The organism is Spiribacter sp. SSL99, from assembly GCF_009805925.1.
Lineage (GTDB): Bacteria > Pseudomonadota > Gammaproteobacteria > Nitrococcales > Nitrococcaceae > Spiribacter > Spiribacter roseus.
Genome location: NZ_MAOM01000015.1, coordinates 132,360 through 144,967 on the forward strand (window position 1 = coordinate 132,360; position 12,608 = coordinate 144,967).

Annotated in this window: 12 protein-coding genes; 9 read left to right on the forward strand and 3 right to left on the reverse strand. The window is 66.3% G+C overall.

The window, feature by feature from the left end:
• Positions 1 to 120: 120 nt before the first annotated feature.
• The 9 genes from edd to BA899_RS04320 all read left to right on the forward strand — a co-directional run bounded on the left by edd (position 121) and on the right by BA899_RS04320 (position 8,850).
• Entirely contained in the window at positions 121 to 1,962 is a 1,842-nt protein-coding gene (gene edd, locus BA899_RS04280) for a phosphogluconate dehydratase (RefSeq protein WP_159299848.1), read from the forward strand.
• Positions 1,959 to 2,678 carry a bifunctional 4-hydroxy-2-oxoglutarate aldolase/2-dehydro-3-deoxy-phosphogluconate aldolase gene (gene eda / locus BA899_RS04285; protein WP_159299849.1) on the forward strand — a complete coding sequence of 240 codons (720 nt, stop codon included), beginning with the start codon at positions 1,959 to 1,961 and terminating at the stop codon, positions 2,676 to 2,678. Before edd ends, eda begins: the two co-directional genes overlap by 4 nt.
• A gap of 55 nt (positions 2,679 to 2,733) precedes the next feature.
• Positions 2,734 to 3,207 (forward strand): SUF system Fe-S cluster assembly regulator, encoded by a 474-nt coding sequence (locus BA899_RS04290; RefSeq protein ID WP_144347520.1) that lies wholly within the window; start codon positions 2,734 to 2,736, stop codon positions 3,205 to 3,207.
• A complete protein-coding gene (gene sufB, locus BA899_RS04295; protein ID WP_110883304.1) occupies positions 3,191 to 4,648 on the forward strand; it encodes a Fe-S cluster assembly protein SufB in 1,458 nt (485 codons plus the stop codon). The genes BA899_RS04290 and sufB overlap by 17 nt, the downstream gene beginning before the upstream one ends.
• A 62-nt stretch (positions 4,649 to 4,710) precedes the next feature.
• Positions 4,711 to 5,466 carry a Fe-S cluster assembly ATPase SufC gene (gene sufC / locus BA899_RS04300; protein WP_144347519.1) on the forward strand — a complete coding sequence of 252 codons (756 nt, stop codon included), beginning with the start codon at positions 4,711 to 4,713 and terminating at the stop codon, positions 5,464 to 5,466.
• A 20-nt stretch (positions 5,467 to 5,486) separates the two neighbouring features.
• Positions 5,487 to 6,815, forward strand: coding sequence for a Fe-S cluster assembly protein SufD (gene sufD / locus BA899_RS04305; protein ID WP_159299850.1), 1,329 nt, complete (start codon positions 5,487 to 5,489; stop codon positions 6,813 to 6,815).
• Positions 6,812 to 8,062, forward strand: coding sequence for an aminotransferase class V-fold PLP-dependent enzyme (locus BA899_RS04310; RefSeq protein WP_370456306.1), 1,251 nt, complete (start codon positions 6,812 to 6,814; stop codon positions 8,060 to 8,062). Before sufD ends, BA899_RS04310 begins: the two co-directional genes overlap by 4 nt.
• A 2-nt stretch (positions 8,063 to 8,064) precedes the next feature.
• Complete coding sequence (gene sufU / locus BA899_RS04315) at positions 8,065 to 8,523, forward strand: Fe-S cluster assembly sulfur transfer protein SufU (RefSeq protein WP_144347517.1); 459 nt, start codon at positions 8,065 to 8,067, stop codon at positions 8,521 to 8,523.
• A gap of 3 nt (positions 8,524 to 8,526) precedes the next feature.
• Complete coding sequence (locus BA899_RS04320) at positions 8,527 to 8,850, forward strand: SUF system Fe-S cluster assembly protein (protein WP_144347516.1); 324 nt, start codon at positions 8,527 to 8,529, stop codon at positions 8,848 to 8,850.
• Here BA899_RS04320 and BA899_RS04325 read toward each other — a convergent pair.
• From BA899_RS04325 to cpaB, 3 genes are read right to left on the reverse strand one after another with little or no spacing between them, the layout of a single operon-like run.
• The gene (locus tag BA899_RS04325) at positions 8,843 to 10,534 is read right to left on the reverse strand and encodes an ATPase, T2SS/T4P/T4SS family (RefSeq protein WP_159299851.1); all 1,692 of its coding nucleotides are present in this window, start codon (positions 10,532 to 10,534) and stop codon (positions 8,843 to 8,845) included. The genes BA899_RS04320 and BA899_RS04325 overlap by 8 nt on opposite strands.
• A complete protein-coding gene (locus tag BA899_RS04330) occupies positions 10,527 to 11,813 on the reverse strand; it encodes a type II and III secretion system protein family protein (RefSeq protein ID WP_159299852.1) in 1,287 nt (428 codons plus the stop codon). The genes BA899_RS04325 and BA899_RS04330 overlap by 8 nt, the downstream gene beginning before the upstream one ends.
• Positions 11,810 to 12,592 (reverse strand): Flp pilus assembly protein CpaB, encoded by a 783-nt coding sequence (cpaB, locus tag BA899_RS04335; RefSeq protein WP_159299853.1) that lies wholly within the window; start codon positions 12,590 to 12,592, stop codon positions 11,810 to 11,812. Before cpaB ends, BA899_RS04330 begins: the two co-directional genes overlap by 4 nt.
• Between the last annotated feature and the right edge of the window lie 16 nt (positions 12,593 to 12,608).

Consider the following 12,608-nt stretch of genomic DNA (forward strand, 5'->3'; position numbering starts at 1 on the left):
TGCATGTGGACGCTTGAATGTTGGGACAGGATACCGCCTTCACCGACCTGAGCATAAGCCGCCGCCCTTCGCCCCCGGCGAGTGCGATAGACTGGCGCCCGAATTGATGAGGGAGGCTCTATGTCAGCACTCAACTCCGCCGTGGCAGCAGTCACGCAGCGCATCCGGGCGCGCAGCGAGACCGATCGCGCCGCCTACCTCGAACGCCTGAAGGCGGCCGCCGAGGATGGCCCGGTCCGCACCAGCCTGTCGTGCACCAACCTGGCCCATGCATTCGCGGCGGCCCCCGATGGCGATAAGGCACGCCTCAAGGGCCTGCAGAAGGCCAACGTGGGGATCGTTTCGGCCTACAACGACATGCTCTCCGCCCACCAGCCGCTGGAGCGCTTTCCCGGGCTGCTCAAACAGGCGGTGCGTGAGGCCGGCGGAACGGCCCAGTTCGCCGGCGGTGTGCCCGCGATGTGCGATGGCGTCACCCAGGGCCAGCCCGGCATGGAGCTGTCGCTGTTCAGTCGCGATGTGATCGCCATGGCCACCGGCGTGGCGCTGTCCCACAACACCTTTGACGGCGGGCTGTGTCTGGGCGTGTGCGACAAGATTGTCCCGGGACTGCTCATCGGTGCGCTGCATTTCGGTCATCTGCCATTCATCTTCGTGCCCGCCGGTCCCATGACCTCGGGCATGCCCAATGACGAGAAGGCCCGTATCCGCGCGCTCTATGCCGAGGGCAGGGTCGGGCGCGACGCGCTGCTTGAATCCGAGGCGCAGTCCTATCATGGCCCCGGCACCTGTACGTTCTATGGCACCGCCAACTCCAATCAGATGCTCATGGAGGTGATGGGCCTGCATCTGCCGGGCGCGGCATTCGTCAATCCCAATACCCCGCTGCGCGATGCCCTCACGATCGCGGCGGGCCATCGCATCACCCAGCTGACCGCGCACGGCGATGAGTACACACCGGTGGGCCGGGTCATCGATGAACGCGCCATCGTCAACGGTATCGTCGGCCTGCTGGCGACCGGCGGGTCGACCAATCACACCATCCATCTGGTGGCGATCGCGCGGGCGGCCGGCCTGCATGTCGACTGGAGCGATTTCGATACGCTCTCGCGGGTGGTGCCCCTGCTGACGCGCATCTACCCCAATGGTCAGGCCGACATCAATCATTTCCATGCCGCCGGCGGTATGGGGTTTCTGGTGCGTGAACTCCTCGACGCCGGTCTGCTCCACGAGGATGTGCTGACCGTCAGTGGCGAGGGGCTCCGGGCCTATGCCCGCGAGCCGATGCTGGCGGACGGCGGCGTTGCCTGGGGCGAAGCACCCGCCCGGAGCGGTGACGCCCAGGTGGTGCGGCCGGTGACCGATCCCTTCGATACCGACGGCGGACTGCGGGTGCTCGACGGCAACCTCGGTCGGGCGGTCATGAAGACCTCGGCGGTGCATCCGGATCATCGTCGCATCGAGGGCCCGGCCCGGGTGTTTGACGACCAGCAGGCGGTGCTGGCGGCGTTCCGGGCCGGGGCGCTCGAAGGGGATTTCGTCTGCGTCGTCCGTGGCCAGGGTCCGCGGGCCAATGGCATGCCCGAGCTGCATAAGCTGACGCCCGAACTCGGTGTCCTGCAGTCACGCGGCCAGCGGGTCGCGCTGGTCACCGACGGGCGCATGTCGGGGGCCTCGGGCAAGGTGCCCGCCGCGATCCATCTGCATCCGGAATGGGTGCGGGGCGGGGCGATCGGCCGCATCCGCGAGGGTGACTGGATCACTCTGGACGCCGATGCCGGCCGGCTTGACGTCGATGTGCCCGAGGCGGAGTGGGCCGCGCGGGAATCGGCACCACCGGATACCACCGTCCAGCACGGCATCGGTCGGGATATGTTCGCCGGTTTCCGGTCGATGGCCGGCAGTGCCGAGACCGGCGCCATCAGCTTTTCACCGGCCACGAACAATGAGGGTGCGTCATGACCATGCAATCACTGATGGCTCGCTCGCCGGTCATTCCGGTGGTCCGGATCGAGACCGCGTCCCGGGCACCGGCGCTGGCGCGGGCCCTACTCGCCGGCGGCGTGTCGGTGATCGAGGTGACCCTGCGCACCGCCGCTGCGCTCGAGGCGGTCGCGGCGATCGCCCGCGATGTCCCCGATATGGCGGTGGGGGCCGGTACCGTCACCGCCCCCGATCAGGTCCAGCAGGCCCATGATGCCGGCGCGCAGTTCCTGGTCAGCCCCGGCTATGCAGACGCCGTCAATGCCGCGGCCGAGCGCACGGCGCTGCCGCTGCTGCCGGGGGTGGCGACGGCCACGGAGTTGATGCGCGCCCAGGCGGATGGCTTTGAGCAGCTGAAGTTCTTCCCCGCGGTGCCCAGTGGGGGAATCGCCGCGCTGGAGGCGTTCGCTGGCCCGTTCCCGGCCTTGCGGTTCTGTCCCACGGGGGGTGTTCACTCCGGCAACTATCTGGATTTTCTGCAGCTCGCCAATGTCCCCTGTGTCGGCGGCAGCTGGCTGACGCCGGTGGAGACCATCGAGTCGGGTGACTGGGCGCACATCGAGGCACTGGCCGCCCATGCGGTGGCGGCCCGGCGCCGGGAAACCGCCGCCGGTCGCCCGTTGACTGCGGATGAGGGCTGGCAGTCCTGGGCCGGCGAGGAGGACCCGGGCAGCGCCGACGAGGCGTTGCGGTGAATTTTCCAGTTTAAAATGTACCAAAGCAGTCCTGTTTCGGTTATAATCCTCAACCATGATCAAGCTGAACCGCGAAACCGATTACGGCGTGGGCATTCTGGCGCTGATGGCCAGTGACCCTCAGGCGCGTCACAGCGCGGCGTCCCTGGCGGAAGTGCGGGGGCTGCCCCAGCCCATTGTCAGCAAGATCCTCAAGCACCTTGCCCGCAGTGACCTGGTGGTCTCCTACCGGGGCGCCAAGGGCGGCTACGGGCTGGCCCGTTCGCCCGATGAAATCTCCGTGGCGGAGATCATCACCGTGCTGGAAGGGCCGATTGCACTGACCGACTGCATCGAAGACGGGCGTGGCGCCTGTCAGTACGGCAGCCAGTGCAACATCAGCAACGTCTGGGGCCGAATCAACGATGTGGTCCTGCAGGCGCTGTCTGAGATTACGTTGGCGGAGACCGCAACGGAGCCGAATGGCGGCGGTCAAAACCCTATTCATACGCTTGAATTTACCGGAGTGCGTCATGTCCGCGAGCACTGAGACGATTGAACGGTTTACCCAGAAGGGCTACGAGGCCGGGTTTGTCACCGAGGTCGAGGAAGACCGGGTCCCGCCGGGCCTGAACGAGGATGTCATCCGGCAGATCTCGGCCAAAAAGAACGAGCCTGAGTGGATGCTCGAGTGGCGGCTCAAGGCCTATCGCAACTGGCTGACCATGCGCGAGCCGGACTGGCAGTACGTCCACTACGATCCCATCGACTTCCAGGCGATCTCCTACTACGCCGCGCCGAAGCGCGACGAGGACCGGCCGGAGAGCCTTGATGACATCGACCCCGAGATCAAGGCGACCTATGACAAGCTCGGCATTCCGCTGCACGAGCAGGAGCAGCTGGCCGGTGTCGCCAACGTGGCGGTGGACGCGGTGTTCGACTCGGTATCGGTGGCGACCTCGTACAAGGAAAAGCTGGCGGAGCAGGGCATCATCTTCTGCTCGATGTCCGAGGCGGTCCAGAACCACCCTGAGCTGGTGCAGAAGTACCTCGGGACGGTGATCCCGTACAACGACAACTACTTCGCCGGACTGAACTCGGCCGTGTTCACCGACGGATCGTTCGTCTACATCCCCAAGGGCGTGCGCTGCCCGATGGAGCTGTCGACCTACTTCCGCATTAACGCGGCCAACACCGGGCAGTTTGAGCGCACGCTGATCATCGCCGAGGACAGCAGCTACGTGTCGTACCTCGAGGGCTGCACGGCGCCCATGCGCGACGAAAACCAGCTGCATGCCGCCGTGGTCGAGCTAGTGGCGCTGGACGACGCCGAGATCAAGTACTCGACGGTCCAGAACTGGTACCCCGGCGACAAGGAAGGCAAGGGCGGCGTCTACAACTTCGTCACCAAGCGTGGGCTGTGTGCCGGCGACAACTCCAAGATCTCCTGGACCCAGGTCGAGACCGGTTCGGCGATCACCTGGAAGTATCCCAGTGTCGTGATGCGCGGTGACAACTCGGTGGGCGAGTTCTACAGCGTGGCGGTGACGCGGCTGCGCCAGCAGGCCGACACCGGCACCAAGATGACCCACATCGGCAAGAACACGCGCAGTACCATCGTCTCCAAGGGCATTTCCGCCCAGGAGGGCGAGCAGGTCTATCGTGGGCTGGTGCGGATCACGCCGACCGCTGAGAACGCCCGTAACTACTCGCAGTGTGACTCGATGCTGATGGGCTCGGAGTGCGGCGCGCACACCTTCCCCTATCTCGACGTCAACAACTCCACGGCGCAGCTCGAGCATGAGGCGACCACCTCGAAGATCGGCGAGGATCAGATCCTCTACTGCACGTCGCGGGGCATCTCCCCCGAGGACGCGGTATCGCTGATCGTCAACGGCTTCTGCAAGGAAGTCTTCCGCGAGCTGCCGATGGAGTTCGCGGTCGAGGCGCAGAAGCTGCTCGAGGTCACGCTGGAGGATTCGGTCGGCTGATCGCCGGCCGATCCCCTGTCAACGTACAGCACGTAACGAATCTGTTTCAGGAGTCGCAACTAATGGCATTGCTGGAAATCCGCAATCTGCACGTCAACGTCGAGGGTACTGAGATCCTCAAGGGCGTCGATCTGACCATCGACACCGGTAAGGTGCACGCGATCATGGGCCCCAATGGCGGGGGCAAGAGCACCCTGGCCAAGGCGCTGGTGGGCGATGAGGCCTACGAGATCACCGAAGGCGAAGTCCTCTACAACGGCAAGGACCTGCTCGAGATGGATCCCGAGGAGCGGGCCCGTGAGGGCGTGTTCCTGGGCTTTCAGTACCCGGTGGAGATTCCCGGCGTTTCCAACACCTACTTCCTCAAGGCGGCGGTCAATGCCATGCGCAAGCACCGCGGCGAGGGTGAGATCGACGCGATGGAGTTCCTCGAGCTGGTGCGTGAGCGCGCCAAGCGCGTAAAGCTGGATGAGTCACTGCTTCAGCGCCCGGTCAACGAGGGTTTTTCGGGCGGTGAGAAAAAGCGCAACGAGATCTTCCACATGTCGGTCCTTGAGCCCAAGCTGGGGATTCTCGATGAGACCGACTCAGGCCTTGACATCGATGCGCTGCGGATCGTCTCCGAGGGCGTCAATGCGATGCGCGATGGCGAGCGCTCGTTCATGGTGATCACCCACTATCAGCGCCTGCTCGAGCACATCGTGCCCGATGTGGTGCATGTCCTGGTGAACGGCCGCATCGTCAAGACCGGGGGCAAGGAGCTTGCCCAGGAGCTTGAGGACAAGGGCTACGAAGGCTTTGACGAGGCTGCGGCCTGAATTCGCGAGGAGCATCAGTGATGGAAGCAGTAGCGCAGTCCAAGAGCGTCTATCTCGAGGCATTCGAGCAGCTCACGCAGACCGGACCCGAGTGGCTCCGCCCGCTGCATGAGCGGGGCATCCACGCGTTCGAGGCCCGCGGATTTCCGGGTCCGCGCGAGGAGGCGTGGCGCAAGACCAATCTGCGCCCGGTCACCCAGACGGATTTTCCCGTCGCCGATTCCCAGGGCGCAGCACCCAAGGAGCTGGTGGAGCGCCTCGGCGAGCTGGGCGAGAGCTATCGACTCGTGTTTGTGGATGGCCGCCTCGCCGCGGATCTCTCCGATCTGGCCGACCTGGCGAAAGGCCTGACGGTGACCCCGTTCAGTGAGTATGCCAATCAGCCGCCGGAGCGGCTGACCGCGGCCCTCGGTCGGCGGGTGGACATCGACTGGCATCCGTTCGCGGCCCTCAACACCGCGTTCTTTGCCGATGGTGCCTATGTGCATGTGGCGCGCGGCGCGATGATTGAAAAGCCGATCACCGTCACGCATATCATCACCGCCGAGGCCGATCAGCACGCCGTTTACCCGCGGCTGGTGGTCGAAGCCGAGGATGGCGCCGAGGTGCGCGTGGTCGAGCGCTTCATCGGCGATGATGCCGCCAGCACGCTGGTCTGCCCGGTCAGCGAGTTGTCGGCGGGCGAGAATACGATTCTCGACTACAGCCGTCTGCAGGAAGACGGCGCCGGGGTGATGAACATCGGTACGGTCAAACTGGCTGCCCAGCGCAATGCGTCGCTGCGGGGTGCCTTCGTCGCCGACGGCGGACGGCTCGGCCGGGTTGATCTGATCGCCGATCTGCAAGGCGAAGGCGGCGAGATCGACTGCAACGGCATCTATCTGACCGAGCAGCGGCAGTTCGTGGACTTCCACACCTGGTTCAATCACCGCAGCGAGAACTGCTTCAGCCGGCAGCGCTTCAAGGGCATCCTCCAGGATCGCTCCGAGACCGTGTTCGATGGCCTGGTGAAGGTGTTCGAGGGCGCGCAGAAAACCGACGCGGTACAGGAAAACCGCAACCTGGTGCTGGGCAAGCGCGCCCTGGCGCATTCCAACCCGCGCCTGGAGATTTTCGCTGACGACGTGAAATGCACCCATGGCTCGACGGTCGGCGAGCTCGACGAGCAGGCGCTTTTCTACCTGCGGACCCGTGGCATCAGTGCCGAGGGCGCCAAGGGCATGCTGACCCTGGCGTTCGCCGGCGAGATCGTCGATATGTTTCGGGTCACCGGCGTCCGTGACCACGTCCGGCGGGTGCTGATGCGCCGGCTCAACGTGGAAGACGCGGACATTGGGGAGATTCTTTGAGCGCATATCCCATGCATGAAGCCCGGCTCGGCGCCGATCTGGCGCCGTATCGGGCCGACTTCCCGGTGCTGCAGCGGCCCATGAACGACCGCCGGCTGGCCTTCCTGGACAGTGCGGCGAGCGCGCAGAAGCCGCAGTGCGTGATCGATGCCGAACGGGACTGCTACGAGCGCTACTACGCGAATATCCATCGCGGTGTGTATCAGCTCTCGCAGCAGTCGACCCAGGCGTTCGAGAACGTCCGCGGGATCGTCCAACGCTTCATCAACGCGCCGGACGAGCGCGAGGTGGTGTTCGTCCGGGGTGCGACCGAGGCGATCAATCTGGTGGCCCAGTCGTTCGTGCGCCCGATGCTCCAGCCCGGCGATGAGGTGCTGATCACCGGCATGGAACACCATGCCAACATCGTGCCCTGGCAGCTTGTCACCGAGGCCACCGGCGCCCACCTGGTGGTGGCGCCGGTGCTCGATGACGGCTCGCTGGACATGGATGGGCTGCGCGCGCGGATCAGCGAGCGCACCCGCTTCATCAGCGTCGTGCATGTCTCGAACACGCTGGGCACGATCAACCCGGTGGAGACCATCACCGAGCTGGCGCACGCCCGGGGCATCCCGGTGTTGATCGATGGCGCGCAGTCGGCGCCGCATATGCCCGTGGACGTGCAGGCCATGGGGGCGGATTTCTACACGTTCTCGGCCCACAAGACCTACGGCCCCAGCGGCTCAGGCATCCTCTGGGGCCGGCTGGCCCATCTCCAGGCCATGCCGCCCTATCAGGGCGGTGGCGATATGATCCGGACGGTGCGCTTCGAGGGCTCGGAGTATGCCGAGCCGCCGCAGCGCTTCGAGGCGGGCACGCCGAACATTGCCGGCGTGATTGCCACCGGCGTCGGGCTTGAGTATATGGAAGCGGTGGGTCGCGAGCGCATCCTCGCTCACGAGCAGTCGCTGCTGGCGTATGCCAACGAGCGGTTGGCGGAGTGGGATGACCTGCGGGTCATTGGGACCGCGCCCGGCAAGGCAGGCGTGATCTCGTTCGTGATCGATGGGATCCATCCCCATGACATGGGCACGATCCTCGATATGGAAGGCGTCGCCGTCCGGGTGGGGCATCACTGTACCCAGCCGCTGATGGAGCGCTTTGATGTGCCGGCCACCGTGCGGGCCTCGTTCGGCCTCTACAACGACCGCGCCGATGTCGATGCGCTGGTGGATGGCCTGCATAAGGTGAAGTCGCTGCTCGGCTGACCATGACCGAACTATCGGCGCTCTACCAGGCCGTGGTGCTTGACCACAACCGCGCTCCGCGCAATCGTCATGAGGTGCAGCCCCATGACGGCGAGGCCGACGGCAACAACCCGCTCTGCGGTGACTGGGTGCATGTCGAGTTCCGCCTGGACCCGGCGGGCTGCATTGAGGACATCGGGTTCAATGGCGAGGGCTGCGCCATCTCGACGGCCTCGGCGTCGATCATGACCGAGGTGTTGAAAGGGCGCACCCTCGATGAGGCGCGCCGGATCGGCGAGCGGTTCCAGCATCTGGTGACCGATCGCGAGGCGCCGTTGCCGGCGGCGGATGATCCCGACCTCGAAAAACTCCTGGCACTGGCGGGCGTACGTGATTACCCCATGCGGGTGAAGTGCGCCACCCTTGCCTGGCACACCCTGCAGGCGGCGATCGAAGCGCCTGCCTCAGCGGATTCGGAGTAGCGCATGGTGGAACGGCCCCCGGTTGAGACAATGCGTGAAGGCGTGGTCAGCGCCCTGCGCAATGTCTACGACCCCGAGATCCCCGTGGACGTCTACGAGCTGGGTCTGATCTATGAGATCGAAGTGGATGCGGATGGCTTCGTCGACGTGCTGATGACGCTGACCTCGCCGGCCTGCCCAGTCGCCGGGCAGATGCCCATCATGATCAAGGCCGCCGTTGAGCAGGTCCAGGGTGTCGAGGCCGCCGAGGTGGAGCTGACCTGGGACCCGCCCTGGAGTCAGGATCGGATGTCCGAGAGCGCGCGCCTGCAACTGGGGTTCATGTAGCCGCGGCTGCGGGCCTGAACAGACCGGGATCCACTGGCGGGTCGAGCGCCGGGCCCTGTTCGATGAATGCGGGACGCTGGCCGGTGGCGCTGAAACCGTCGTCATAGCGGTACAGATCCGTCAGCAGGATGCGCTCGCCTTCCATGCCCGCGACCTCCGTGATGGCGGTTATCCGCCGCGCCCCGTCGCCAAAGCGGGTCAGCTGGACGATAATGTCGATGGCCGCGGCGATCTGATCCCGGATCGCCCGCGCCGGCAGATCCATCCCCGCCATCAACGTCATCACCTCGAGTCGGGCGAGCGCATCGCGCGGCGTATTGGCATGCGCGGTGGTCAGCGAGCCGTCGTGGCCGGTGTTCATTGCCTGGAGCATGTCGAGGGCCTCGCCGCCCCGGCATTCCCCCACCAGGATGCGATCAGGGCGCATGCGCAGGGCGTTGCGGACCAGCTCACGAATGCTGATCGCCCCGCTGCCCTCGATGTTGGGCGGGCGTGATTCCAGCGCCACCACATGATCCTGTTGCAGTCGCAGCTCCGCCGAATCCTCGATGGTCACGATCCGCTCGGACTCGTCGATTTCCTCTGATAGGGCGTTGAGGACCGTGGTCTTGCCCGTGCCCGTACCGCCGGCGATCAGGATATTGCGGCGGCGGTGGACACACAGGCGCAGGAAGGCGGCCATGGTGGTATCCAGGGCCCCGAAACCGACCAGATCATCGATCCCGATCCGCGTGTCGCTGAAGCGCCGGATGGTGAGCGTGGCGCCATTCAGCGCTAGCGGCGGGATGATGGCATTGACCCGCGAGCCGTCAGGCAATCGCGCGTCCACCAGCGGCGAGCCCTCGTCAAGGCGCCGACCAAGGGGGGAGACGATCCGGTCGAGGACACTGTCGAGGGAGGCCGCCGAACTGAATGCCAGGGCGGTCTTCTGCAGTCGGCCCTGGCGCTCGACATAGATGCTCGCGGGCCCGTTGACCATGATCTCGCTGACCGTGGCGTCGGCCATGAGCGACTCAATGGGGCCGAGTCCGACGGTTTCGGCCACGACGGCAGCCACTACGGTATCGCCGTCCAGGTCATCAGGGATGGACAGTTCGCCTTCCTCGATCAGCTGCCAGGCCGTGGTTCGCGCCTCGTCACGCAGTCGTTGTGCGGACAGGGTCTGGAGGATATCCCGTCGGTAGAGATCGAGGCGCTGACTGATGCGCTCCTGAAACCGGCGCACCAGATCGGGGGCAATCCGGGGTGTGGCGGCCGTCACCGGTGGCTCTGGCGTCGCAGCAGGGGGTGGATCGGGCTCGGGGGCGGATGGAACCGGTGTTTCGGGGGTGTCGGTGATCCCGGGCGTATCGGGCGCGTCCGCTACGCCCGCCACGTCCGCCGCGTCCGCCGGGCGGACCTGCCAGCAGGTGTCGCCCAGGCGCAGCGCATCACCAACGGCCAGCGGACCGGCCTGCCGGACCGGCTCGCCATTGAAGTCGATCTCACGCCGTCCCGCCAGTAGACGGATGTGCACCCCGTCGGTGTCGACCCGGAGCTCGGCATGCCGACGGGCGATCCCTTCACCGGCAATGCGCAGGTCACAGCGGCGCCCGCCGCCAATGGTGTATCGGCGGCCGGGGTCGAGGATCACCGGGGTGGGATGTTCCCGACCCCGGTGCTGGAGGAGTTCGAGTCTATTCATAACGGATCTCCTGGAGGGGCAGGCGCGGGACGGGGGTGGAGCGGCTCGGGTCGGCCCGCTCGGGCGAGTCGGCCCGCGGATCGTCCTGCAGGGTGGGGGTGATGAGCACCACCAGTTCGGTCTGCTCGTTCTGGAACCGCTCTGAGCGGAACAGGCCACCGATCACCGGCAGTTTCCCCAGCCCCGGCACGCGACTGACCGCCCGCGACTGCTGCTCGTCGATCAGACCGGCGATCAACAGCGTCCGGCCGCTCGGTCCACTCATTTCGGTGATCGCGTTGCGGACCGAAAAGCCGGGTACACCGAGCACAGTGACGGACTCATCGACGTCGCTCACCTCCACCTCGATACGGGTGCGGATATGGGCGTCATCGCCGACCACCGGGGCCACCTTGAGCAGGATCCCGTAATCCTTGAACACCACCGTGGGATCCCCGTCGCCGTTCTGGATGGGGATGGGCACTTCGCCGCCGGCCTGGAATTCGGCGGCGGTCCCGCTCAGGGCCGAGAGCATGGGCTCGGCGATCACCCGGGCCTCGCCCGTCTGGCCAAGCAGATCGATCATCGCCGTCAGGCTCAGGCCCACGCCGAGATAACCGTTGCCCTTGCCGATATCGAGCGGCAGCGACTGGTTGGGCAGAAAATCGCCCAGCGCGCCGCGAAAGACATCGTTGGTCTCCAGGTCGGCGGCGTAGGCAAAGCTGATCGCGGGGGACTGCGTGGTCCAGTCAAGGCCGATTTCGCGCAGGGTCGAGGTGCGCAGTTCCACGAACCGCGCCTTGACCTGGACGCTGGGGGTGTCGCCCGCGGTCGTCGGATCAGTGAAGTCACCGAGCTGCGGATACGCTTCCACCAGGCGCTTGAAACGCGCCGCGTCGCGATCGGTGGCCGGGCGTCCGGTCACGAAATAGGCGGCATCGATCCGCTCGAGGTGGATGCCGTCAATGCGCCCGGCGAGCTGCTCAAGCTGGCGGTCACGCGGGGTGTCCGGGGCGGGTTGGACTGTGACCGGCAGATGCCGCGGCGGCGCGTCCCGGGACCAGATGCGCAGATCCGTCCGGCCGACAGCGCGGCCCATCAACAGGATGCCATCGCCGTCGCCGAGCACCTCGACTTCGGCGAGTTCGCCGTCGCCAAGCGCCACGCGGACCACATCGCTCGCCTCAATGAGCCGTGAGTGCCCGACATCCACGCTGACCGCGGCGGCGGGCAGTATGACCATCAACCCGAGGGCCGTGGCGATGGCCCAGCACCAGCGCCTGATGCGCCCCGGTTTCACGGCTCACCCCCGATAATCAGTTCCACCGCGGGAGTCGCTTCGCCCGACTGTGTCCGGGTGATCGCTGCGGTGTCGATGCGATAGCCGGCGACCGGTGCGTCGTCGCGGCCAGCGCGCAGGACGACATGAATGCTGCCAATGGCGAGGGCCTGCGTGATGCGGGCGGCCTCCACCGGTGAGACGGCGAGGGTGAGGTCATCATAGCCGGGGCGCCGGGCACGGTCCTCGCGGGCTGCAATCCGCGCGCCGGTGGCGAGGATCGGGATGTCCGCGAGCAGAGGCAGGGTGGCGCGCTCGCCGTCCTCGCGATGGGTGAGCATCAGGTCGACGCGGTCACCGGGGCTCAGCAGCCCGGCGATCTCCGCGCCGCCGGACACCGGAATGGTAATGGCCCGATCGCCGGGGGTGATCTGATCGGCCAGTCGGGCGCGGTCCGAGTCGGCGACGTGCACCGGCAGAATCGCCCGACCCGCGCTCAGGTCATGGGTGAGGGTGCGCCCGGCGATGCGCCCCCAGGCGCTGTCAGCGATGGCGCGTTCGTGGACAAAGCGCACCGGCATCTCGCGCACGGCGACATGATCCTGGGTCAGACGGGTGCCCTCGGGCAGATCGTCGCGGGCGACGATTACCGACCGGGTGGCATGCGTTGAGCGCAGTTCGGCTTCGATCGCCTGAGCGCGTTGCTCGAGATGGCGGTCGCCGGCCCAGACACCGGCACCACCGGCCAGCAGCGCCCCGGTCACCAGCAGGACGCCGCGTTTGAGGGGAGTCATGATCATGGCCTTCTCCCGGGAC

What these genes read in the sequence shown, in the direction of transcription:
- sufB (WP_110883304.1), top strand. Translation starts at nt 3,191, where the DNA reads ATGTCCGCGAGCACTGAGACGATTGAACGGTTTACCCAGAAGGGCTAC.
- eda (WP_159299849.1), top strand. Translation starts at nt 1,959, where the DNA reads ATGACCATGCAATCACTGATGGCTCGCTCGCCGGTCATTCCGGTGGTC.
- sufC (WP_144347519.1), top strand. Translation starts at nt 4,711, where the DNA reads ATGGCATTGCTGGAAATCCGCAATCTGCACGTCAACGTCGAGGGTACT.
- sufU (WP_144347517.1), top strand. Translation starts at nt 8,065, where the DNA reads ATGACCGAACTATCGGCGCTCTACCAGGCCGTGGTGCTTGACCACAAC.
- edd (WP_159299848.1), top strand. Translation starts at nt 121, where the DNA reads ATGTCAGCACTCAACTCCGCCGTGGCAGCAGTCACGCAGCGCATCCGG.
- BA899_RS04320 (WP_144347516.1), top strand. Translation starts at nt 8,527, where the DNA reads ATGGTGGAACGGCCCCCGGTTGAGACAATGCGTGAAGGCGTGGTCAGC.
- BA899_RS04290 (WP_144347520.1), top strand. Translation starts at nt 2,734, where the DNA reads ATGATCAAGCTGAACCGCGAAACCGATTACGGCGTGGGCATTCTGGCG.
- BA899_RS04325 (WP_159299851.1), bottom strand. Translation starts at nt 10,534, where the DNA reads ATGAATAGACTCGAACTCCTCCAGCACCGGGGTCGGGAACATCCCACC.
- cpaB (WP_159299853.1), bottom strand. Translation starts at nt 12,592, where the DNA reads ATGATCATGACTCCCCTCAAACGCGGCGTCCTGCTGGTGACCGGGGCG.
- sufD (WP_159299850.1), top strand. Translation starts at nt 5,487, where the DNA reads ATGGAAGCAGTAGCGCAGTCCAAGAGCGTCTATCTCGAGGCATTCGAG.